Raw genomic sequence first — 22660 nt, forward strand, 5'->3', positions numbered from 1 at the left:
ACCTTCAGCCTTGCTTGGGCTTGAGGATCCAGCGGTCCATCCAGTCCGTGGCGCCCGCGCTTCGGCGCTCCAGCCAGCCCTCTTCACGCGGGTTCCGCGGCTGGTTGAGCGCGAGCCGATCGGGCCGTTGGGGCTCGCGCCTGACGGCCAGGATCACCGGCGCGAAAGAATGGAACAGGGTGGAACGTCGCATGTGGAACTCCAGGGTGTTCGGGCCCCTCGGTGTCAGAAGTTGGGGCCACGGAAACGACTGTAGGAAGTTCGCAATCAAGAGGGTGGCAAGCCAGCGGCATCGGCCATCAAGAATCCATCAAGCGCCGCAGTGTGGCTGCCTATGCCACCAGAAAGGGCTCGATATGCCCCAGCGTCCGGGCGACATGCTCATCCTTCTCGCCCACTGGCGCGACATAGTGGATCGCCGCGCGCGCCGCCTCGACACCTTGCAAGCGGGCGATCAACCAAGCGGCCAAATAGCTGGAAGCCAGGCAGCCGCCGGCGGTGGCGACATTGCCGCGAGCGAAGAAGGGCTGGTTCAGCACCTCGACACCGGCTTCCTGCACCCAGGGCTTGGTCGTCAGATCGGTGCAGGCCGGAATGTCGTTCAGCAGGCCCAGCTCCGCCAGGATCAAGGCCCCCGAGCATTGCGCGGCCAGCAACTGGCGCTGTGGGTCCAGGCCCTGCAGTTGCTGCATCAGGGCCTGATCCTGAACCAGCTCGCGGGTGCGGGCGCCACTGCCGATCAGGACCGCGTCGGCCGATAGCGCCTCGTCGAGGCCGCATTGGGCCTCGATGCGCAGGCCACTCCATGAAACCGGGTGGGCCGTGGGGCTGGCGATGCTGACGCGCCAATCGGCCTGTCGTGCCCGTGCCCGCGCCAGGATGCCGTAGGCAATCAGCGAGTCGAGTTCGTTGAATCCGTCGAAGGTGAGGATGGCGATGTGCATAGGGATGGGATGGGGCTGGCAGTTGCGGTCGATCACGATCGGACCGAGGCCCATGCTAGGCCGGAGTCCCAAGACCATCAAGAACCTGTCCTGAGTACATCGCATGGGACTGTCGGGTACCGCAGCCGGCTCTTTGGCAGCTTGCTCAGCTCATCGTTGATCTCGGCCTCGCGCTGCAGCTGAGCTGCCTTGGCGGCTGCAGCCTCAGCTGGCAGCCATGGCTTGGGCCTTCAAAGACCTGGCGAATGTCGGGCCGGCGCTCTTGATTTCGCCAGCGCGCCTGCCCTCACGCGAAGGGCTGCTGCGCTGGGTGACGCTTTTGATTCCCGTTCGCCTGATTCTGTTTGCCCGCAGCGACCGCGCCTATGACATCTCGACGCTGCAAGCCGCCCGTGAGCTGGAGTTGGGCATGCTGATTGCACCTGGCCTGGATGCGGGCGGCCGCTTGCTCGCGCAGCCATCCGTGCGAAGCCGTGGTGGTCTCGCGCACCACGCTGTGGCTGGCGGCTTCGTTGAATTTCCTGACGCGGACCTAAGGCAGTGGCAAGTCACAGCCGAGCGCCGGCGGCCGCAGCTGCAGCAGATCTTGAAACGCCATCTCAGAGGCGAAGGCTGTGGTGAGTCGCTGGCCCCGCCAGCGCTTCAGGGCAACAGGTCCGCCACGTCGTTCCAGGCCTCAGGCGCGATGCGGCCTTCGTAGCGGCGCACCACACGGTTCTGGGCGTCGACCACCAGGGTCAGGGGCAGCTTGGTGGGCGACAGGCCGGCGTCCATGCGCAAGGAGAACAGGCCGGGCACGGGCTTGTGCATGACGTTGCGGATCTGCTCATAGCTGCGCCAGTCCTCGGCCTGCTTGTCGACGTTGACCTGCACCACGGCCACCGGCTTCTTGCGCCATCCTTCGAGGTTGCTGCGCAGCTCGGGCAAGGTGTCGCGGCAGACGGCGCAATTGGTGGACCAATAGAACACCACGGCCACACGGCCTTGGAGCTGGCTTGGGGCGAAGGTGTCGCCGTTCAGGCTGCTGGCCTGCACCTGCCAATTGCTGGGGATGCCCGCGCTGCTGGGGTTGTTCACCAGGACCAGGCCGGGGTCGGTGGCGGCGCTGCTGCTGGCCTTGGCGTGTAGAGCCGCGGCGGGCTTTGGGCTGGCCGGAGCCTGAGCTGGAGTCTGCGTCTGACAAAAAGCGCTCGGGCTCAGGGCAGCGAGGGCGAGTGTGGCGAGGTGAACGGGGCGAAAACCAAGGATAGAGCTCTTGCGGAAAGACAAGGGGCTGGGCTTGCGTGATGACGTCAGTGGCATCGCTGAGTGTCCTGGGCTGTTGGGTAAGGGCCAGCATGCTCAGCTTGGGCCAGGATTTCAACTGCGATTCAGGGGGTGGGTAATATCACCCGGCGGCCACTGTAAACTTATCCAGTGATTGCCCCCGACGCTCCCAGCCTCTCAGCCGCCTCTGCAGCATCTGCTCCGGAGCTGGGCCGTGCCCAGCTGAGCCGCCTGATGAAGATCTGGCGCTCGGGCGGCTGGCCCTGCCGCGACCCGCTGGAGATCGACCTGCTGGCCGGCGGCTGGGTGGAGTTGCATTGTCCGCCCGGCGGCCACGAGACCTTGCAGCTGACGCCGGCCGGTATCGCTGCGCTTGCGGCCTCGCGCCAGCGCGGCCAGCGGGCCTTGAGCCTGCATGACCGCTTGGCCCGGCGCATGAGTGAGCAGCTGATGCAGAAAGACGGCCGCGTTGTCTGGCGCGAGTTGTCGCTGCGGGCGCAAGTTCAGGCCGAGGAGATGGTGCCCACCATGGCGGCTTCGCCCACGCCCTTGTTGTTCGGCGAAGACCTGCTGGACGCGCCGAACGAGGCCCGCCCGAAGCGGCCCTGGCGCATGGCCCGGCCCGATCTTTTTTCGGTGCGCAACACCTCGGTGGCTGCCTATCTGCAGCCGGTGGTGCACGAGGTCAAGGCCAGCCGGGCCGATTTGCAGTCCGATTTGCGCCATGCGGCCAAGCGCGAGTCTTACCAATGGCTGTGCAGCGCCTGCTACTACGTCTTCCCAGCGGGTGTGGCCGAGCCCGAGGAGCTGCCGCCTGAATTCGGCGTTTGGGTGCTGCATGGCGAGGTCGAGACCGGCCGGCTGGAGCTGCTGCGCCCGGCGCGCTACCAGCCCTGCGAGCTGCCCTTTGCCGTTTGGATGGCGCTGGCCAAGGCCACGCCCGATCGGCTGGAGGGCGAGAGCCCGCAAGCCCATCTGGGCGAGCCGGGGGCGCAGCCCGAGGCGGATATGCTCGGCGATCCAGGCAGCACGGTGTGAGCGATCTCGCTGCAGCCGAAGAGCTGGTCGTCGCCGTCCGCGCCCTTTGCGAGTTCAGCGCCAAGGCCGGCGATCTGGATCTGCGCTTCACGCCCGCGCCCACGGCGTTGGAGGGCATGGCCGGCCATGCCCTGGTGGCCGGCCGGCGTGGCAGCGGCTACCAGACCGAGCTGAGCCTCAGCGGCGTTTTCCTGGAGTCAGACAGCGGCACCCGTTTGCGCGTGCGCGGCCGCGCCGATGGCTGGGATGCCGGCCGCCAGCGCCTGGAGGAGATCAAGACCTACAAGGGCAGCCTCGAGGCCCAGCCCGCCAACCACCGTGCTTTGCACTGGGCCCAGCTCAAGGTCTACGGCGCCCTGCTGTGTGAGCAGGAAAATCTGGCCCGGGTCGAGCTGGCCTTGGTGTATTTCGACGTCATGGCGCAGAGCGAGACCGCGTTCGCCGAGACGCACAGCGCCGCCGATCTGCAGGCTTTCTTTGCCGAACAATGCGGGCGTTATGTCGCCTGGGCGCAGCAAGAGCAGGCGCACCGCGAGGCGCGCGATGCGGCCCTGCTGGCTCTGGCGTTTCCGCACGCGGACTTCCGCCGCGGCCAGCGTGCCCTGGCCGAAGGCGTCTACAAAGCCGCAGTCTCCGGCCGGGTGCTGCTGGCCCAAGCACCGACCGGTATCGGCAAGACGGTGGGCACCATCTTTCCCATGCTCAAGGCCATGCCGGGCCAGAAGCTGGACAAGCTGTTCTTCCTGACGGCCAAGAGCTCCGGCCGCAGCCTGGCGCTCGAGGGTGTGGAGAAGCTCAAGACCCCGCCGGGCAACCTGCGTGTGCTGGAGTTGGTGGCGCGCGACAAGGCCTGCGAGCACCCGGACAAAGCCTGCCATGGCGAGAGCTGCCCCCTGGCTCAGGGCTTTTACGACCGCCTGCCGCAGGCCCGCGCCGCCGCCGTTCAAAGCGGTTTGCCTCTGGAGCGCGCCGCCGTGCGCGCCCTGGCCCTGGCCTTCGAGGTCTGCCCCTACTACCTGAGCCAGGAGCTGGTGCGCTGGGCCGATGTGGTGGTCGGTGACTACAACTATTTCTTCGACAGCAGCGCTTTGCTTCACGGGCTGACTCAGCAGAACGGCTGGCGCGTGGGCCTGCTGGCCGACGAGGCGCACAACCTGCTCGAGCGTGGCCGCAAGATGTACTCGGCCGAGCTGGAACAAGACAGCTTGCGTGGTGCCAAGCTGGTGGCGCCGCCTTCGCTGAAGGCGCCGCTCGATCGCCTGCAGCGGGCCTGGACCCAACTGAGCAAAAGCACGGCCGGCGATGACGCGGCCGAACCCTACCAAGTCTTGAAAGAGTTGCCCGAGGCCTGGAAGCAGGCTTTGCAGCAGGCCACTGCGGCCATCAGCGAGCAACAACAGGCCGGCTCGGCCAAGCCGCTGGAGCCGGCGCTGCAGAACTTCTTCTTCGAAGCCCTGGCCTTTGCCCGCCTGGCCGAGCAGCTGGATGCCAATTCGCTCTGCGACTTGACCCTGCGCAACAGCAATGCCCCGGGCTTCGCGAAGAGCCAAGCCAAGCTGCACACCACCCTGGCGATTCGCAACATCGTGCCCGCGCCCTTTTTGCGGCCGCGCCTGCTCGCCGCCCACACGGCCACATTGTTCTCGGCCACGGTGCAGCCGGCCGGCTTTTACGCTGACTTGCTGGGCCTGCCCGAGAACTGGGCCTATCTGGAGGTGGAGTCGCCGTTTGAGGCGGCGCAGCTGGAGGTCAAGGTGGCGCGCCAGATCTCCACCCGCTACGCCGACCGCCAGCGTTCCCTGGCCGCCTTGGTCGCCCAGATCGGCGCGCAGTTCCAGGCCCGGCCCGGCAACTACCTGGCCTTTTTCAGCAGCCACGACTACCTGCAGCAAGCGGCCGAGCTGTTCGCCCGCGAGCATCCGGGCGTGCCGCTCTGGCCGCAGGCGCGGCGCATGAGCGAGGCCGAGCAGCGGGCCTTTCTGCAGCGCTTCAAGCCCGAGAGCCAGGGCATCGGCTTTGTGGTGCTCGGCGGCTCCTTCTCGGAAGGTGTGGACCTGCCAGGCGCGCGCCTGATCGGCGCCTTCATCGCCACCCTGGGCCTGCCCCAGGTCAACCCCGTCAACGAGCAGTTCCGCGCGCGGCTGGAGCAACTCAAGGGTGCGGGCTACGACTACACCTACCTCTACCCGGGCTTGCAAAAAGTGGTGCAAGCCGCCGGCCGCGTGATCCGCACGACCGAAGATCGAGGCGTGATCCATCTGCTGGACGACCGTTTTGCGCGGCGCGAGGTGCGGGCCTTGCTGCCGAGTTGGTGGCGGGTGGAGGGCTGAACCAGATGCCGTGCCGCGATGGGTTTGCGCCTCGCGCCCTGCATTCATGGCGGGACATGAAGCCGCCCACAAACCCAGGTTCGACGGCACGCGCAGCGAATCACAGCCACAAGGCCCCTTTCTCGGCGGGGAGTCCTTGAGTTTCGGTCAGCGTGAATGGCGCGTCAGGGGCGGGCTTGCGAAGCCGGGGCGATGGCCCGATTGCGCAAGGCCTCGATGCGGTCGAGGCTCATCTCGAGCACCACATTGCTGTCTGACGCGATCAGGCTCACGATGGCCTCGCGTGGTCCCTGGCGCCAGGCGGGGCTTGCATAGAACGCAGTCTGGTCGGCCTCAAGGGCGTCCATGTCGCGGAAAGCTCCCATCAGGAAATAGCTGTCTGCGTCATGCAGCGAGGGGCCCAAGTCGACGACGTCGAAGCCCCATTCCCGCATCAGAGGCAAGCTGTGTTGGCTGATCAGCCGATGGAAGCGATCTCGGCTGCCAGGCACCAACTGGTAGCCGCGAATCTCGATCACGGGCATGCGGGTTCTCCTGCGAGGGACTCGGCAGGGCAGAAGTCCATCACCCAGTTGACTTCCCAGCTGACACCTCCATCGGTGGAGAACGCCTGCTCCCAGCGCGGCTGGCCCAGTTCAGAGCGTTGGGTCCACAGGAAGCGAACGCGGATGGCTTGTCCTCTGAGCGTGTCGTCGGCGTAAAAGTAACCTTTGCCGTCCTTGAAGCTGCCTACAACGGGCACATCGAGCTGATCGGGATGGCGCCCATCCAGCCACCAAATCGACCACAAACCCGTCGCTGCGTTGAAGCTGCGAAGCGTCAAGGCCCGGTAGTCGCCATCGGGCAAGTGGATCAGGTTGTCATCGATATTGGCATGGCCCCCGAGCAGCTTCTGCATGCTTGAGCTGCCCTCGAACTGCTCCCATTCCTGGCAGCCCGTCAGCCGCTCCTTGAGCCGGCGGTGCTGTATCTGCCAGGAGCCGACGAAGAAGTCGAAGTCAGTGGCGGCGCCAATGCTGGGGGTGACTGGGATGCTGGTGCTTGGATGTGCCATGCCTGTGTGCTCACGGGGGATGCGGAATGAAGCCGGAAGCCTAATTGCCCGGTCGACCCGGTGTTCGTTCGTTCATGCAAATCAGCCTGTCAAAATTGCAAGCCATCAACGCACTTGCCGTGTTACATCGCCATGACTCAAAGCCTCGCTTCCTGGGACGACTTGCGCGTCTTCTTGCACATTGGTCGTGCGAACTCTCTGACCGCGGCCGCCGAAACGCTGCGGGTCAGCCATGCCACCGTGTTTCGACGCCTGGGTTCCCTGGAAGCCGAACTGGGCGTGCGCTTGTTTGTGCGCAGCCGGGCTGGCTATGCGCTGACAGACGCGGGGCAGGAACTCATGAAGGTGGCCGCTGAAATGGAGACCGGGCTGGCCTCTGCCACGCGGCAACTCGGCAGGCGTGCGGCCTGGCCGGGAGGGGTGGTGAGGCTGACCACCACCGACACCCTCATGCATGCAGCCCTGGCCCCCGTGCTCAGTGCCTACCAGCGCCAGGCCGGTGTGCAGCTCTTGATCAACACCTCGACGGTGCAGCAAGACATCTTGAAGGGCGAGGCTGATGTGGCGATTCGCGCGGGCGGCCGGCCGGCCGACCCGCTGGTGGCACGGCGTTTGTGCCGCATCGAGTCCACGGTGTACCGATCGCGCAAGATCGGTGGTGCAAGCCCCAGCAATCTGGCCGACTTTCCCTGGGTCGCTGGTGACGAAACCTTCGCGCATTTGGACTCCTCCAAATGGCTGCATCAGCAAGGCCTGGACTCCAAGGCCGTGTTGCGCACCAACAGCCACGTCAATGTCTTGAACCTGGTCAAAGCCGGCGCAGGCCTGGCTGTCCTGCCCTGCTATCTCGGCGATCTGGAGCCCGGCATCTGCCGCGTGATCGCGACCCCGCCTAAAGCCTGGCGCAGCGATCTGTGGCTGCTCACCCGCGTGGATCTGCGGCATGTGCCCCGTATCAAACAGCTCTTTGATGCGGTGTTCGAGGGCACACGCGCTATGGTCGAACTGTTTGAGGGGCGGGCGACCCAGCCCTGATTTCGACGCGAGCTTTGTATTGGCCAGTCAGGCGCTGGGCGCTCATGTCTGCCGCCACAGCTCGGGTGGATACTGCCAAAGCGTTCCTGCCCAACAGCATCAGCGGGGCGATTGCGCGGACCAGGTCGGACCTGGGCGTTTTGTCTCCGGCAGGGCGTCCGGGCTTGACTTGAAATTGCGAGCTGCTCCGCCCGCCGGAGCGTGGTGCAAGCCGCCGGCCGCGTGATCCGCACGACTGACGACCGCGGTGTGATCCATCTGCTGGACGACCGTTTTGCGCGACGCGAGGTGCGGGCCTTGCTGCCGAGTTGGTGGCGGGTGGAGGGCTGAGGCCTGGGCTCATGAGCGGCGCTTGGCTCGGCAGCGCTTTTGCCGATGGGTCTCGAGACCTGGTCTTGGGTCCAAGGTCGGATTGCGCAGCGGTCTGCTTGTTCGGACACTGACCCGGCTGAAGTGTTGGTGAGCCTGTGGGGCGAAGCCAGCCCGCCCTGCCCCCCATACCCTTCAACCCGAGAGAAACCGATGCATGCTTTGACCAAAAAGACCTTGAAGACGGTCGCCCTGCTGGGCGCCTTGAGCTGCGCGGGCCTGGCGCAAGCCGGCCCGGTGTCTGGGCAAGGTACCTGGGAAACCACCTTGCTGGGGCGTGATCTCGACGGCAATGCCGCGAATGGCTTTGAAGCCTTCTACGACACGGTCTTCAAGGTCACCTGGCTGCGTGCCGGCAGCAGCAAAGGGATGGTCTGGGCAACAGCCAAGAGTTGGGCCGAGCAGGATCGCTTCGGCCTGAGCGGCTGGCGCTTGCCGACCACAGTGGACAAGGGCAACGACGGATGCAGCTACAGCAACACGGGTGGCACCGATTGTGGCTACAACCCGGACAGCAGCGTCACCACCGGCAGTGAGATGGCGCACCTGTTCTTTCAGGTTCTGGGCAACAAGAGCATACGGGTACCAGGCAGATACGCTCAGCAAGAGGGTTATGGCTTGACGAACTCGGGTGATTTCGAACATCTGGATTCCCGTGGCTACTGGTCCGGTACGGACAACGTGACCAATCCCAAAAGCAGCGCCTGGGGCTTCCACATGCTTTTGGGCTTCCAGGACATCGCCTCCAAGAACACCGCCAGGTACGTGCTGGCTGTGCGCGATGGCGATGTGTTCGCCGCAGTGCCGGAGCCCCAGAGCCTGGCTCTGACGCTGCTCGCCTTGACCGGCGCACTGTGGGCCAGTCGCCGGCGCACATTCTGAGGATTTGACGCATCGAGCTCTTCAGGTCTTGGAGCCAGGCCGCCCCGCATGGGCGGCAGAATTTGCAATCCGCTTGCTGGCCTTCGGCGTGCCAGCCATCCGCTCCAATGCTGGGCGCAGCGCGAGGCGCGGGCCATGCTGCAGCGCTGGTGGCAGATCGGGGATTGAATGGCGCGACCTTGGGTGGCGTGGCCCGGGGCTTGTGCCATGCCTCGGCCGTTCCATTTTTCTTTGATTTGGCGCCGCTATCCTCGGGCGCCATGAAACCGAGTTCTGCCGCACAGCTTGTTCTGACCCTTGGGCTCACCCTGGCGCTGAGTCTGTCGTCGGCTCAGGCCGAGGTTTCGGCGGCCGAACGCCCTCGTTGGCGAACCCTCGGAACGGGGCAGTTCGGTGACCTGAAGGTAGGCATGTTGCAGGAGCGATTGACCGGCTATGTGGCGCCGCAGCTGCTGGCCGGTTGGCCGGCCGCCATCATGCAGCGCTTCAATGCGGCGCGCGCGCAAGAGCTGCGAGCGCAAGTCCGGGAGGATCTGGCCGATCCCACGCTGAGTCTGGAAGACACCGGCCATCGCCGCCTGGAGTGGTTCTCGCGCGACTGGCTGGTCTGGTGGAACTACACGTGGACCGCCTACCGCGACCAGCCGCATCCGGGGGTGTCGGTCAGCAGCCGGGTCTTTGATTTGCGCACAGGCGCGGAGGTCGATGTGCTGACAACCTGGTTTGAGGACTCGCCTGAGCTCGACCGCTTGCTCGTGCATGAGCTGCGCAGTCCCGGTAAGGGGGCGCTGCGAGGCGGCTGCGAGTTCTTCGAACAAAGCCCAGACGCGGCGCTCTACACCCGCAACGAGGCGGGCCGTCAGATCTTGCGTGTCAGCATCCGCGCGGGGTCGTTGCCGACCTCGTCCGATGAGGTGTTGCTGGTGCCCACGCGGCGGGGTCTGGCCTTGCGAACCGACGGTTGGGCCGAGCCCTCGCGCACCTGCCGCGGCGAGGACCTGGCCCTCATCTCATGGGCGCGCTTGCGGCCCTTCATGAAGCCTGAACTCCAGGCCCTGTTTTCAACTCAGGGACGCCGTCTGCGTGAGTCATCCTTGCGGGCTCAGTCCCGCTGATAGGGCGGCAGCACTGCCCCGCAATGGCGGCAGAACTTGGAATCGGCCTGGTGGCCTTCGCTGAGGCAGGCATGGCAGCTGCGTGTGGTGGCCTTGAGTGGAGTGCCCATGCGCAGTGCGCTCATTTCCGCCGTCACGATGCCCGTGGGAACGGCCAGTACGCCCCAGCCCAGCAGCATCATCAGTGAGGCAATCGCCCTGCCCAGATCGGTCTTGGGCGTGATGTCGCCAAAGCCCACCGTGGTCATGGTGGTGATGGCCCAGTAGACGGAGGTCGGGATGCTGCTGAAGCCGTTGGCCGGCCCTTCCACCACATACATCACCGTGCCCATCACCAGCACGATCATCAGCACCGCGGTGATGAAGACCGAGATCTTGCGAGAGCTGGCCCGCAAGGCCTGAGCCAGGCTGGCGTACTCGGCCACATAGGCATTGAGCTTGAGGATGCGAAACACCCGCAGCAGGCGCAGCACGCGCACATCGACCAGGGCGTAGAGCTCCGGCACGAAGAAGGCCAGGTAGGTGGGCAGCACGGCCAGCAGGTCGACGATGCCATAGAAGCTCAGCGCATAGCGCAGCGGCTGGCGTACGCAAGCCAGGCGCAGCAAGTACTCGACCGAGAAGATGGCGGTGAAGAAGATCTCCAGCCCGGTCAGCCAGCGGCCATGCTCGTTGTGAATGCTGGCCACGCTGTCCAGCATCACGGTCAACAGGCTCAGCAGCACCATGGCGATCAGGCCCAGGTCAAAGAGCCGGCCGGCGCGGGTGTCGGCCTCGAAGATGATGGTGTAGCAGCGCAGGCGCCAGCCTTGAAGTGGGCGGCCGAACTCGGGCGGTCGGGCAGAGCTTGGAGACGAAGTCATGCCGGCGATTGTGCCGCTGCTAAGTGGCCTCCCAGGCGGTGTGCCATTGTTCTGCTTCGCCCTGGTCGAGCGCCCGCACCAGGCAGGCCGAGGCCGCACCGGTGCGGCGCGTGGCCGTGACGCGCTCGCTATCGGTGATGCCGCCGATGGCCACCACCGGCCGGCCGGCCATGCGCACCCACCAGGCCAGGTTGTCCAGGCCTTGCGGCCGCCATGGCATGTCCTTGGTGACCGTGGCCCAGACCGGACCGCAGGCGATGTAATGCGGCGCCAGGCTGCGCGCGCGCGCCAGCTCCCAGAGGCTGTGGCTGGACAGGCCCAGCAGAGCCCCGCTGCCCATGATCTGCTGGCGCTGATCGGCCGCCAACGCGGCCCAGTCCTCCTGGCCCAGGTGCAGGGCGCGGGCGCCGGCTGGCAGAGCCAGCTGCCAGTGGTCGTTGATCCACAGCCTTGCGTTCGGGTGGCTGGCAGCAATTTCCACCGCGGACGTGATGGCCTGACGCAGCGCCGCCTCGCTCAGGCCCGGGTGCGACTTGATTCGCAGCTGCAGCTGTGGATAGCCGGCCCTGGCCAAGGCGGGCAGGCGCTGTGGGTCATCGGTGATGGCGTAGAGGCCTAGCGCTGCCGGCGAAACTGCTGTGGGCGCGCTCAGTACCTGACGCCAACGTTGCACGGTGCTGGCATTGAGCGGTTCGGCGCCAAAGCTCAGCACCGGCATGGCGCTGGGGTCGGCGATGAAGCCAGGCGCGGCACGCACCGGCCCGGCGCCCGCGCCCGCCGCGTGACCGTCGCGCAGGGCGCTCCAGGTGGCCATCTTGGCCAGCACCAGGGCATCGGCCAGAGGGAAGCCTCGCGCCAAGGCGGCTGCGGCTGAAGTGGCAAAGCTGCAGCCGGTGCCATGGTGGTGGCGGCTGGGCAGGCGGGGAAGGGCCAGCCAGCCTTGGGCTTGGTGGTCCTGCGCTTGCACATCGATCCAGTCCAGGGCCAGGCCGCGCTGAGTCGGGGCGCCAGACTCATCGCCGCCAGTGACGCAGACGGCGCGTGGGCCCAGCGCGCGCAAGGCCTGCGCCAGGGCCGGCGGATCGTCCGAGCTGCCGGGGCCCAAACCCAAGAGACGCTCGGCCTCGCGCCGGTTGGGCGTCAGCAGGTCGCAGCGCGGCAGCAGCTGCTCGCGGTAGGCCTGCAGCAAGGCCTCGTCGCAAAACGCGGCGCCGCCGGCCGTGGCGCCCAGCACCGGATCGATGACCAGCAGCACCGTTTGATCGCGCCGCAAGGCGTCGATGACCTCGCACAAAGCCTGCACGGCGGCGACCGAAGCCAGCAGGCCGGTCTTGATCACCCGCGGGCTCAGGTCTTGCGCAAGGGCCTTCAACTGGGCGCGGACCTGCTCGGCGGGCAGCGGGAAGACGGCCGCCACGCATTGCGAGTTCTGCGCCGTCACGGCGGCCAGCACCGGGCAGAGATGCACGCCAAAGGCCGCCGCCGCGCGTGTGTCGGCCGAGAGTCCCGCGCCGCCCCCGCTGTCGTGGCCGGCCAGGCTCCAGATCACCGGCGGCGCCGGGTCTTGCAGCCAGTCGGCCAGCGGCGGCTCGGCTGCCCAGTCAGAGGGCAGGCTGGGGTGGGGATAGAGCCTCCTGCCTGGGGCTTGGCTCATGGCGCGCTCCCGAGCAGAAAGGCATGGCCGCTGACGGGGGTCGAAGGCACGGCGAAGTCCTGGGTGGCCATCAGCCCGGCCCGGTAGGCAGCGCGGCCGGCCTCGATGGCGGACTTGAAAGCGCCCGCCATGGCCACCGGGTCGCGCGCCTGCGAGACTGCTGAATTGAGCAGTACGGCATCGAAGCCCAGCTCAAGCGCCTGGGCCGCATGCGAGGGTGCGCCGATGCCGGCGTCGATGATCAAGATGGTGTCGGGCAGGCGCTGGCGTAGGCTGCGCAGACCGGCAATATTGTTCAGGCCTTGGCCCGAGCCTATCGGTGCGCCCCAGGGCATGAGCAGGGGGCAGCCGGCATCGAGCAGGCGGCGGCACAGCACCAGGTCCTCGGTGCAGTAGGGAAACACCTCGAAGCCTTCGCGCACCAGGGTCTGGGCGGCGCTGAGTAGCTCGAAGGGATCGGGCTGCAGGGTGTGCTCGTCGCCGGTCACCTCCAGCTTGATCCAGCGCGTGCCGTAGAGCTCACGCGCCATCTGCGCCAGGTTGATGGCCTCGCGTGCGCTGCGGCAGCCGGCGGTATTGGGCAGCAGGCGTGCGCCCTGGGCTTGCGCCGCTTGCAGGGCACCGGCCACAAAGCCGTTGTCGCCGGCCTGCAGCGTGCGCTTGAGGCCGACCGTCAGCACCTGGGTGCCCGAGGCGGCAATCGCGCGCGCCAGGGTCTGCGGGTCCGGGTAGCCGGCGCTGCCGAGCAGGAAGCGGCTGTTCAGTGCCGCGCCGGGGACTTGGAATAGATCGGTGTGGGTGCTCATGGCGGAGGGGTATTGCAATCGGGCTTAGCCGCCGACGATGGGTTGAAACAAGAGCACTTGATCGCCCGCTTGCAGCGTGGTGCTGGCCCGCGCTTCGCGGCGCAGGAACTGGCCGTTCAAGGCCGTGCCCACGCTCTCGGGCGGGCGCTCCAGCTGCGCCAGCAGATCGGCCACGGTGTGGCCGGCCGGCAGGCTCAGGTCTTGCTCGTCGAGGCGGATGGTGATGTGAGGTGCGGCGTTCATGTCGGGGCGTTGCAAGATTCTTCTTGGGGCGCGAGTGAGGCCAGGCCGCAGTGCAGCAAGCGCTGCTGAACCAGGGCAGGGGCCAGCAACCAGCCGTGGCGGTAGAGGCCGTTCAGGCGCAGCAGTCCGGGCTCAGCCAGGCTCAGCGGGCGGTGGTCGGGCAGGGCGGGGCGCAGATTGACATCGAGCCGTGTGATGCGCGCCTCGGCCAGAGTGGGCATGACGCTGTGGGCGGCGGCCATCAGCTCGACGGCGCTTTGCAGGCTGACGGGCGAGCGGTCCTCGCTCTCGATCTCGCTGGCGCCCAGCACCAGGGTGTCGGGCGTGCGCGGCACGAGGTAGATGCGATGGCGCGGATGCAGCAAGCGCAGCGGCCGCTGCAGGCCATGGCCGTTCAGGCTCAGGTGAACCACCTCGCCGCGCACGCCGCGCAGGCCTGCGACCTGCGGCCGGGCGCCCAGGCCGCGGCAGTCGATGGCCCAGTCGGCGGCGATGCGTGGGCCGCCTTGCAGACGAAGCTCGCCGGCCTGCACTGTCTCCACCGGCGATTGCCAATGCCAACGCACGCCGCGGGCTTGATCGTGCAGCGCGGCCATCAGCCGCGGCGGGTGGATCAAGCCCTCGCCAGGCAGCAGCCAGGCGCGTGGTCCACGCAAGAGGCTGGGCTCCAGGGCCTGCAGCTCGACTTCGCTCAAGGCCTGAGCCCGGCCGAGTTCGGGGTGCTCGCCCAGGCGAGCCAGCACTCGCTCGGCCGCACCCAGGTTCTGGCGGTGCGCGAGCAGCAGGCTGCCCTGGGTCTGCAGACAAGACCTGACCCCCAGCGCTTCGCAGACCTGCGGCCAGAGTTGCAGCGAGCGCCAACCCAGCGCCGCCACCTCGGCTTCGGCCCGGTCCAGCTCGGCCAGGGGGCTGAGCATGCCGGCGGCGGTGAAGGCGGCCGCGCCCTTGCCGTCGAAGCGCGGTTCGGGGCCGGGGCTGGCCTCGAAGACCTCGACCTCATGACCGGCCCGGTTCAGCGCCCAGGCGAACAGGCGCCCGGCCAGGCCGGCGCCCGCGATGGCGATCTGCAAGCCCATCTCAGACCGGCTGGATGGGGATGTAGATCTCGCTGCCCTGGGCTTTGAACTCGGCGCTTTTGGCGGCCATGCCGGCTTCGGCTTCCAATTGGGCCGAGTACTCGCGCACGTCCTGCGTGATCTTCATCGAGCAGAACTTGGGGCCGCACATGGAGCAGAAATGTGCGACCTTGGCGCTGTCCTTGGGCAGGGTCTCGTCGTGGAAATCGCGTGCGGTTTCGGGGTCCAGGCCGAGGTTGAACTGGTCTTGCCAGCGGAACTCGAAGCGGGCCTTGGACAGCGCGTCATCGCGTGCGCGAGCGCCCGGGTGGCCCTTGGCGATGTCGGCGGCGTGAGCGGCGATCTTGTAGGCCATCAGGCCGGCTTTCACATCGTCTCGGTTGGGCAGGCCCAGGTGTTCCTTGGGCGTGACGTAGCAGAGCATGGCGCAGCCGAACCAGCCGATCATGGCCGCGCCGATGCCGCTGGTGATGTGGTCGTAGCCGGGCGCGATGTCGGTGGTCAGCGGGCCGAGTGTGTAGAAGGGCGCTTCGTCGCAGTGCTTGAGCTGCTCGGTCATGTTCGCCTGGATCATGTGCATGGGCACATGGCCGGGGCCCTCTATCATGGTCTGCACATCGTGCTTCCAGGCGATCTTTGTCAGCTCGCCGAGCGTGCGCAGTTCGGCGAACTGGGCCTCGTCGTTGGCGTCCGAGAGGCTGCCGGGGCGCAGGCCGTCGCCCAGCGAGAAGCTGACGTCGTAGGCCTTCATGATCTCGCAGATCTCTTCGAAGTGCGTGTAGAGGAAGTTCTCCTGGTGGTGGGCGATGCACCACTTGGCCAGGATGGAGCCGCCGCGCGAGACGATGCCGGTGCGGCGCTTGACCGTCATCGGGATGAAGGGCAGGCGCACGCCGGCGTGGATGGTGAAGTAGTCGACGCCTTGCTCGGCTTGCTCGATCAGCGTGTCGCGGAACAGCGCCCAGGTCAGGTCTTCGGCCACGCCGCCGACCTTCTCCAGCGCCTGGTAAATCGGCACGGTGCCGATGGGCACGGGGCTGTTGCGGATGATCCAGTCGCGCGTGGTGTGGATGTTGCGGCCGGTGGACAGGTCCATCACCGTGTCGGCGCCCCAGCGGGTGCTCCAGACCAGCTTTTCCACTTCCTCTTCGATGGAGGAGGTGACGGCCGAGTTGCCGATATTGGCGTTGACCTTCACCAGGAAGTTGCGGCCGATGATCATCGGCTCCAGTTCCGTGTGGTTGATATTGGCCGGGATGATGGCGCGGCCTCGCGCCACCTCCTCGCGCACGAACTCGGGCGTGATGATGCGTGGGATGGCTGCACCCATGGGCGCGCCGGCCAGGCGGGCTTCGCGCTCGGCATCCGCCTCGTACTCGCGCATCCATTCATGGCGCTGGTTCTCGCGGATGGCGATGTATTCCATCTCGGGCGTGACGATGCCGCGGCGGGCGTAGTGCAGCTGGGTGACATTGAAGCCAGCCTTGGCGCGGCGCGGCGTGCGGCGCAGGCCGGCGCTCAGGGCCAGCAAGGCCTCTTGCTGCGCACTCTCGCGCAGGCCGTCGTCCATCAGCTGGATGGCACGGCCGGCGTAGGGCTCGGTGTCTTGGCGCGCTTCGACCCAGGCGGCGCGCGGGGTGGGCAAGCCACGCTTCACATCGATGGCTGCGGCTGCATCGGTGTAAGGGCCGGAAGCGTCGTAAACGCTGACCACCTCGCCGTTGCTGAGCGCGATGGCGCGCATGGGCACGCGCAGCTCGGGGTGTTGCTGGCCGGCGAGATAGATCTTGCTGGAGCCGGGCAGGGGCGTGCGGGTCAGCTCAAGGCTGGTGTTAAGGCTGTCGCTGGCGCTGGCGGTTTGCAGGCCGGGGTCGGTGATGCTGTTCATGGGATGCATTCCTCGCTGTGCTGGTGGGGCTGCGAGGGCTGGCATCGACATGGTTGCGCTACGGCACAAGGGCGGGCACGACCGGGCAGCGGCGAGGCTGCTTCAACAGGACTGGGGAATGCGGGGCCCAGGACGGGCACGGTGCCGGGGTGTCACAGCGGCGGTGAGGGCGGACCGGGTGCCACCTTTGAGGTGTGGTCTCGTTCGCGTTCACTGCGGCTGGCCCTGGTGCGATGCATGTCCAGGGCCCGCACCCCAGGCGGGGGTCGGGCTCTTCTTACGCCGGTATCAACCGGATCAAGTTCAGCGGGTCCGTGGCTTCCACCACATCTCAGCCCGGTGCATCGTGAACGATTGCACAACAGGGCCCCCCGGAGCGAGGCCGCAGTATATCCACATTAGGTGCAGCACTCTGTACTGCGGGCAAACCCGAGCAAGCGCAAGGCCCGGCCTTCCCTAAACTTCGGTTCGCCGCAGTCTGCGGCCGCGCGCATTCCCCCATTTTCAAGGAGCACAGCATGTGTCGAAGCAAGCGCCGGGCCCCGAGTCTGGTGGGTCTGGCCGTGGCCCTGGTTACCAGTCTGGCCGCCGTACCGGCCGCCCAGGCGCAAGCCGGATCGGACGCCAGCAAGGCCAAAACGGAGTTGAGCCCCACCGAGCGGGCCCAGCGTGACGCCGACAAGGTGTTCCAGTGGATACGCTTTCACGCCGACAAGCCGGGCGCCAAGCCCGCCATCATCTTGCCGGGGCAGAGCGCTGCGGCGCCCGCTCCAGCGCCCGCCGCGGTGGCCGCCAAGCCCAACAACAACCGGGCCCCTGAGCGCAATGCCGATGCGGCCGGTGCGCGGCGCAATGTTGCCGCGGGCAACCCTGACCGGCGTGGCATCACCGAAACGGTCGCCGATGTGGCGGTCGAGGCGGGCCGCGCCGAATCGACCGCGGCCCTGAGCCCTGAAGCCACCCAGCTGGCTGCGGCCAGCTTGAGCGCGACAAATGTGCCAGCCGTGCTGCCCGAGACCTTGGCGCCGACGGCCGCGCCGGCTGCAGCCGCTGTCTTTGCCGAACCGCCACCGGTGGTGGAAACCCCGCTCAAGGCCATCAAGATGGTGGAGCCGGAGTTCCCCCGTCAGCTGCAATCGACCTTGCGTTCGGGCACGGTGCAGGTGCGCTTCACGGTCATGCCTGATGGCTCGGTCGGCCGCGCCGAGGCCATCCAGACCACGCATCGCCGGCTCAACCCGGCTGCCCTCGATGCCGTCAATCAGTGGCGCTTCGAGCCGATTGCCAAGGCCCGCGAGGCCACGGTCGAGCTGGTCTTCCGGGTCGAGTGAAGGCAGCCGCGCGAGCGGCCCTTCTCAATTGCCGCGGCGCACGCCCAGCCGCGCCAGCAGGCTTTCCATCAGACACCATTTCGTCACGCCGCTCTGCAGCAGATTGAGGCCGACGAAGGCGGTGAAGGCCAGCCACCAGCTGGAGACAAACAGCGGGCTGGACGGCAGGCCCAGGGCCAGCGAAATCAGGATGAAGCTGCCGGCGGCGATGCGCACGATTTGCCAGGTGCTCAGAGTGTTCATGTGAAGTTCCTTTCGGCTTGGGTGGTAGAGACGGGTGGCTGTCGATAGGCCATGAAATACAGCAGCGGAATCACCACCAGCGTCAGCGCGGTGGAGACGGCGATGCCGAAGATCAGCGAAATGGCCAGGCCATTGAAGATCGGGTCGTCGAGGATGAAGAAGGCACCCAACATGGCCGCCAGGCCGGTCAGCAGAATCGGCTGAGCACGGGTGATGGCGGCGCTGACGACGGCGCGTTCCAGGCTCATGCCGCTGCGCAACTGCACTTCGATGAAATCGACCAGCAGGATGCTGTTGCGCACGATGATGCCGGCCAGGGCGATCATGCCGATCATGCTGGTGGCGGTGTACTGGGCATGGAGCAAGGCGTGTCCGGGCATCACGCCGACCAGGGTCAGCGGGATGGGCGCCATGATGATCAGCGGCGTCAGGTAGGAGCCGAACTGGGCCACCACCAGCAAGTAAATCAGCACCAGGCCCACGGCATAGGCCAGGCCCATGTCCCGGAAGGTCTCGTAGGTGATCTGCCATTCGCCGTCCCACTTGACCGCATAGTCCCGCTGGGCTTCCTTGGGCGGCCGGACGAAGTACTCGAGCAGCGGCCCGCCACCGGGCACTTGGATGTCTTTGAGTTCACCGCGCAGGCTGAACAGGCCGTAGAGCGGGCTGTCGATGCGCCCGGCCATGTCGGCGTAGACGAAGTGGACCGGCAGCAAGTCCTTGTGAAAGATGGGCTGTTCGCGTGTGCTGTCGCTGATCTGGACCAATTCGCGCAGCGGCACGGCCTGCCCGGCACTGCCGCGCACGGTCAAAGCCAGCAAGGTCGCGATATCCCCTTGCGTGCTGTCGGGCAGTTGCAGCCATGCCGGCATGGGCAGCTTGCTCTGGTCGTGCAGATAGATAGCCGCCTCGCCGCCCAGGCCGGCGGCCAGGGTGCTAACGATGGCGCTCTGCGGCACACCGAGGAGGGCGGCCTTGCGGCGATCGACCTGCAGCAGCTGGCGCTGGGCGCTGGCGATGCCCGAGTCGTCGATGTCGACCAGGCCCGGTGTGCGCTCGAACAAGGCGCGCAGTTGCTGGGCCACTTGCCGGCGTCCGGCGGCGTCTGGGCCGTAAACCTCGGCAACGATGGGCGACAGCACCGGTGGGCCTGGCGGCACTTCCACCACTTTCAGCGTCGCGCCGTGGCGTCGGGCAATCTCCTGCAGCAGCGGCCGCAGGCGGGTGGCGATGGCATGGCTTTGCTCGCTGCGCTGGTGGCGGTCGAGCAGATTGACTTGGATGTCGGCCTGCTCCGGCGCGCTGCGCAAGCCGTACTGGCGCACCAGGCCATTGAAGTTGATGGGCGAGGCCGTGCCGGCATAGGCTTGGTAGTTCAGGACCTCGGGCTGGCGGGCGAGCAGGGCACCGAGCTCGCGCAGCACGCCGGCGCTGCGCTCCATCGGCGTGCCCACGGGCAGGTCGACGATCAGCTGGAACTCCGACTTGTTGTCAAAGGGCAGCATCTTGAGCAAGACCAGGCCCGTGGCCGGCAAGGCCAGTGAAACAGCGATCAGGGCGGCGACGGCCAGGCCCAGCAGGCCGCGCATGCGCCGGCCGCTGCGGGCGTCCAGCAGGGGGCGGAAGATGCGCTTGAACAGGGGCGCGAGCCGGGCGCTGAAGCCGTGCAAGGCATGGGCGTCTGCGGGTGTGCCTGTGCCTGGTGCAGCCGGCAGCGAGGGCTTCATCCACAGCCGGGCCAGCCAGGGCGTGAGCACAAAGGCGATGGCCAGTGACAGCAGCATGCCCATGCTGGCGTTGATGGGAATGGGGCTCATATACGGGCCCATCAGGCCGCTGACAAACGCCATCGGCAGCAGAGCGGCGATGACGGTCAGCGTGGCCAGGATGGTGGGCCCACCGACCTCGTCCACCGCGCCGGGAATCAGCGCCACCAGAGGCTTGCCAGGAAAGAGCTGTTGGTGGCGGTGGATGTTTTCGACCACCACGATGGCATCGTCCACCAGGATGCCGATCGAGAAGATCAGCGCAAACAGCGACACCCGGTTCAAGGTGAAGCCCCAGGCCCAGCTGGCAAACAGGGTCAGCATCAGCGTCAGGATGACGGCGGTGCCGACGATGGCGGCCTCACGCCGGCCCAGGGCGAAGAAGACCAGGGCCACGACGGCCGCCGTGGCGAACAGCAGTTTCTGGATCAGCTTCTGCGCCTTGTCATTGGCTGTGGCGCCGTAGTTGCGGGTCTCGGCAACCTCGATGTCGGCCGGGATCAAGCTGTTGCGCAGGCTCTCCATGCGCTCGCGCAGGGCCAGGGCCACGTCGATGGCGTTTTCGCCGGCGTTCTTGCTGATCGACAGGGTCACAGCCGGGTACTCCTGGCCGCCGGCTTCGCCGTGCCAGACCGACTGGCTTGCGCGCATCGGCCCTTCGCTGATCGTCGCCACCTCGCTGAGGAAGACGGGCTTGCCCGCATGCACGCCGACCACCAGCTGCTGCACCTCTTCGGCCGTGCCCAGCCAGGCGCCGGCTGCCAGGGCCAGGGCCTGGTTGTTGATCAGCAGCGAGCCCAGCTCGGCCGAGCCGTGCGCGCCCTGCAGGGCTTGGCGCAAATCGGCCACGGTCAGGTCCATGCTGGCCAGGCGCGCCGGGTCCATCGCTATGCGCAGGGCCCGGCCCGGGCCACCGATGGTCTTGACCTCGCGCGTGCCGGGCACGCGCTTGAGCTCGATCTCCAGGCTGCGCGCCACCCGCTCCAGCTCATAGGCGCCGATCTCGGGTTTGCGGCTGAACAGGGTGAAGCTCATCATCGGCACATCGGCGATGCCCATGGGCTTGATCAGCGGCGGTTGAACGCCGAGGCCGCGCGGCAGCCAGTCGGCATGGCCGCCTACCGCTTCTTGCAGGCGCACCAGCGCCTCGCTGCGCGGCACGCCGACCTTGAATTGCACGGTCAGCAGGGCCATGCCGGGGCGGGACAGCGACATCACATGCTCGACGCCCGTCATCTGCGACAGGATTTGCTCGCCCGGTGTAGCCACCATCTGCTCGACGTCGCCGACGCCCGCGCCCGGAAAAGCGACCATCACCTGGGCCATGGTCACATCGATCTGTGGCTCCTCCTCGCGCGGCGTCACCAGCACAGCGAAGACGCCCAGGAGCAGGGCCAGCAAGGCCAGCAGCGGCGTGATCTGTGCCGACTGGAAGTAGGCCGCGATGCGGCCTGACACGCCCAGCTTGTGCTCGGGCGTCTCTTGAACAGGGGTCGGAGTCATGGCTTTTGTCCTCCTTGTGCCAGCGGTGGAACCGGTTGGCGGGCGGCGACGGCCGGTTCGGTGGCAATGCGTTCGCCGGCGCTGAGGCCGCTGAGTACTTCGACCTGATCACCTCGCTTCGCGCCCAGGCGCAGCTGGCGCAGCAGGGCCTGGCCGGTCTGCGGCACGATCACATAAACCAGGTTCAGTTCGGCACGGCGCAGCACGGCACTGCGTGGGATCAGCAGTGGCCGGCCGGCTTGCGCGGCAGGCGCCGGACTGGCGTCGTCCAGCCAGACGCGGGCGAACATGCCCGGGCTCAGGGCGGGTTGAGCTGCCGTTCCTGCCGCCGTTTCTGCAGGCGTTTGTGGCAGATCCAGGCGCAGCTGCTGGCTGTGCGTGGCCGCATCGACGGTGGGCATCCACTGGCGGCGCAGCGGCAGCAGGCGTGCGGTCTGGCCCGGGATCTCGATCTCGATCAGGCCCTCGGTGGTCTGTGCACCGGCCTGGCTTTGGGGCACATGGGCTGTCACGCGCAGGGCTTTTGGGTCGTAGACCGTCAGCAGGGGGCGGCCGGGCATGGCCATATCGCCCAGGGACACCGGGATCTCGGCCACCACCGCGTCGTAGGGGCTGCGCAGCAGATGCTGGCCGCTTTGCGTGCGCGCTACGCCCAGCTGGGCCAGCTGAGCGTCCAGCTGTGCGCGTGTGGCCTGGTATTGGTTCAGGGCCTGGTCCAGCGCCGCTTGGCTGATGTAGTGCTGCTTGAACAGCTGCTGTTGGCGCTCCAGCTCGCGCTGGGCCAGCTGCAAGCCGGCGCGTGCGGCCTGGCCTTGCGCTTCGCTGGCGCTGGCCGCTTGTTCGGCGGCACGTGCGTCCAGGCGCATCAGCACTTGGCCGGCGCGCACCCGGTCGCCCGGCCGCACGGCAATTTCGACGATGGCGCCGGCCACTTGGGCCGCCAGCACCGTCTGGCGCTGGGCCTCGACCACGCCGTCAACACTTTGCCTGCGTGTGGTGCCGCTCGCCTGCACCACCAGGCTTTGCAAGCTGGGCGCAGAAGCTGTGCTTGCTGCTGGTGCTGCGGTCGCGGCAGCGCTGAGCAGCAGCAGGCCGGCCGTGCCTTGCCGCAGCAGGGCGCGTACCGGCATCACCGCTGCGGCAGCAGCGCGCAAGGTCATGAAAGCGTGGGGCAGATTCATGGTCGGCAGACCAGCGCAGGGCTGGGCGAAAGATGAATGATGATTCATTATTTGCGCAATCACGCAAATAGTC

At 67.2% G+C, this 22660-nt stretch carries 20 protein-coding genes, 1 pseudogene and 1 riboswitch; of the genes and pseudogenes, 7 read left to right on the forward strand and 14 right to left on the reverse strand.

Annotation, left to right across the window (positions count from 1 at the left end):
* Positions 1 to 4 precede the first annotated feature (4 nt).
* The 3 genes from LNV23_RS18080 to LNV23_RS18090 form a co-directional block, all read right to left on the reverse strand.
* The gene (locus LNV23_RS18080) at positions 5 to 193 is read right to left on the reverse strand and encodes a hypothetical protein (protein WP_263564260.1); all 189 of its coding nucleotides are present in this window, start codon (positions 191 to 193) and stop codon (positions 5 to 7) included.
* 139 nt (positions 194 to 332) lie between these two features.
* Positions 333 to 944, reverse strand: a complete 612-nt coding sequence (locus tag LNV23_RS18085; RefSeq protein WP_263564377.1) for a DJ-1/PfpI family protein — start codon at positions 942 to 944, stop codon at positions 333 to 335.
* 642 nt (positions 945 to 1586) lie between these two features.
* On the reverse strand, positions 1587 to 2246 hold the full coding sequence (locus LNV23_RS18090) for a TlpA family protein disulfide reductase (protein WP_263564261.1): 660 nt from the start codon (positions 2244 to 2246) through the stop codon (positions 1587 to 1589).
* A 198-nt stretch (positions 2247 to 2444) separates the two neighbouring features.
* Here LNV23_RS18090 and LNV23_RS18095 point away from each other — a divergent pair, with 198 nt between their 5' ends.
* A complete protein-coding gene (locus LNV23_RS18095) occupies positions 2445 to 3248 on the forward strand; it encodes a hypothetical protein (protein ID WP_263564262.1) in 804 nt (267 codons plus the stop codon).
* Positions 3245 to 5578 (forward strand): ATP-dependent DNA helicase, encoded by a 2334-nt coding sequence (locus LNV23_RS18100; RefSeq protein WP_263564263.1) that lies wholly within the window; start codon positions 3245 to 3247, stop codon positions 5576 to 5578. The genes LNV23_RS18095 and LNV23_RS18100 overlap by 4 nt, the downstream gene beginning before the upstream one ends.
* A gap of 164 nt (positions 5579 to 5742) precedes the next feature.
* On the opposite strand, the gene LNV23_RS18105 is transcribed toward LNV23_RS18100, so the two are convergent.
* Together LNV23_RS18105 and LNV23_RS18110 are read right to left on the reverse strand one after the other, a co-directional pair.
* A complete protein-coding gene (locus LNV23_RS18105; RefSeq protein ID WP_263564264.1) occupies positions 5743 to 6102 on the reverse strand; it encodes an NIPSNAP family protein in 360 nt (119 codons plus the stop codon).
* Positions 6093 to 6632 (reverse strand): DUF1579 domain-containing protein, encoded by a 540-nt coding sequence (locus LNV23_RS18110; RefSeq protein ID WP_263564265.1) that lies wholly within the window; start codon positions 6630 to 6632, stop codon positions 6093 to 6095. The genes LNV23_RS18105 and LNV23_RS18110 overlap by 10 nt, the downstream gene beginning before the upstream one ends.
* Positions 6633 to 6764: 132 nt before the next feature.
* Here LNV23_RS18110 and LNV23_RS18115 point away from each other — a divergent pair, with 132 nt between their 5' ends.
* From LNV23_RS18115 to LNV23_RS18130, 4 genes and pseudogenes are all read left to right on the forward strand, one after another.
* Entirely contained in the window at positions 6765 to 7667 is a 903-nt protein-coding gene (locus LNV23_RS18115; protein ID WP_263564266.1) for a LysR family transcriptional regulator, read from the forward strand.
* A 195-nt stretch (positions 7668 to 7862) separates the two neighbouring features.
* Positions 7863 to 7997: pseudogene (locus tag LNV23_RS18120) on the forward strand (helicase C-terminal domain-containing protein); the annotation flags it as partial.
* 192 nt (positions 7998 to 8189) lie between these two features.
* Positions 8190 to 8918: a PEP-CTERM sorting domain-containing protein gene (locus tag LNV23_RS18125; protein ID WP_263564267.1), complete on the forward strand. Its 729-nt coding sequence runs from the start codon at positions 8190 to 8192 to the stop codon at positions 8916 to 8918.
* Between the two features lie 260 nt (positions 8919 to 9178).
* On the forward strand, positions 9179 to 10033 hold the full coding sequence (locus LNV23_RS18130) for a hypothetical protein (protein WP_263564268.1): 855 nt from the start codon (positions 9179 to 9181) through the stop codon (positions 10031 to 10033).
* Here the strand turns inward: LNV23_RS18130 and LNV23_RS18135 are convergent.
* The 6 genes from LNV23_RS18135 to thiC are packed head-to-tail and all read right to left on the reverse strand — an operon-like array spanning position 10021 to position 16563.
* Entirely contained in the window at positions 10021 to 10896 is an 876-nt protein-coding gene (locus LNV23_RS18135) for an ion transporter (protein WP_263519082.1), read from the reverse strand. The two genes, LNV23_RS18130 and LNV23_RS18135, sit on opposite strands and share 13 nt — an antisense overlap.
* Positions 10897 to 10915: 19 nt before the next feature.
* Entirely contained in the window at positions 10916 to 12550 is a 1635-nt protein-coding gene (locus LNV23_RS18140) for a bifunctional hydroxymethylpyrimidine kinase/phosphomethylpyrimidine kinase (RefSeq protein ID WP_263564269.1), read from the reverse strand.
* Positions 12547 to 13356, reverse strand: a complete 810-nt coding sequence (locus LNV23_RS18145) for a thiazole synthase (RefSeq protein WP_263564270.1) — start codon at positions 13354 to 13356, stop codon at positions 12547 to 12549. The genes LNV23_RS18140 and LNV23_RS18145 overlap by 4 nt, the downstream gene beginning before the upstream one ends.
* A gap of 24 nt (positions 13357 to 13380) precedes the next feature.
* Entirely contained in the window at positions 13381 to 13599 is a 219-nt protein-coding gene (gene thiS / locus LNV23_RS18150) for a sulfur carrier protein ThiS (RefSeq protein WP_263564271.1), read from the reverse strand.
* On the reverse strand, positions 13596 to 14675 hold the full coding sequence (locus LNV23_RS18155) for an FAD-dependent oxidoreductase (protein WP_263564272.1): 1080 nt from the start codon (positions 14673 to 14675) through the stop codon (positions 13596 to 13598). Before LNV23_RS18155 ends, thiS begins: the two co-directional genes overlap by 4 nt.
* A gap of 1 nt (position 14676) precedes the next feature.
* Positions 14677 to 16563 carry a phosphomethylpyrimidine synthase ThiC gene (gene thiC, locus LNV23_RS18160; protein WP_263564273.1) on the reverse strand — a complete coding sequence of 629 codons (1887 nt, stop codon included), beginning with the start codon at positions 16561 to 16563 and terminating at the stop codon, positions 14677 to 14679.
* A 257-nt stretch (positions 16564 to 16820) separates the two neighbouring features.
* Positions 16821 to 16947, reverse strand: a riboswitch (TPP riboswitch).
* A 134-nt stretch (positions 16948 to 17081) separates the two neighbouring features.
* Here thiC and LNV23_RS18165 point away from each other — a divergent pair.
* Positions 17082 to 17894 (forward strand): TonB family protein, encoded by an 813-nt coding sequence (locus tag LNV23_RS18165; protein WP_263564274.1) that lies wholly within the window; start codon positions 17082 to 17084, stop codon positions 17892 to 17894.
* A gap of 24 nt (positions 17895 to 17918) precedes the next feature.
* Here LNV23_RS18165 and LNV23_RS18170 read toward each other — a convergent pair whose 3' ends face one another.
* The 3 genes from LNV23_RS18170 to LNV23_RS18180 are packed head-to-tail and all read right to left on the reverse strand — an operon-like array spanning position 17919 to position 22587.
* Complete coding sequence (locus LNV23_RS18170; protein WP_263519176.1) at positions 17919 to 18128, reverse strand: YgaP family membrane protein; 210 nt, start codon at positions 18126 to 18128, stop codon at positions 17919 to 17921.
* A gap of 5 nt (positions 18129 to 18133) precedes the next feature.
* Positions 18134 to 21406 carry an efflux RND transporter permease subunit gene (locus LNV23_RS18175; protein WP_263564275.1) on the reverse strand — a complete coding sequence of 1091 codons (3273 nt, stop codon included), beginning with the start codon at positions 21404 to 21406 and terminating at the stop codon, positions 18134 to 18136.
* Entirely contained in the window at positions 21403 to 22587 is a 1185-nt protein-coding gene (locus tag LNV23_RS18180; RefSeq protein WP_263564276.1) for an efflux RND transporter periplasmic adaptor subunit, read from the reverse strand. Before LNV23_RS18180 ends, LNV23_RS18175 begins: the two co-directional genes overlap by 4 nt.
* Between the last annotated feature and the right edge of the window lie 73 nt (positions 22588 to 22660).

Source organism: Kinneretia sp. DJ1R-11 (assembly GCF_025717595.1).
In the GTDB taxonomy this organism is placed as follows: domain Bacteria; phylum Pseudomonadota; class Gammaproteobacteria; order Burkholderiales; family Burkholderiaceae_C; genus Paucibacter_A.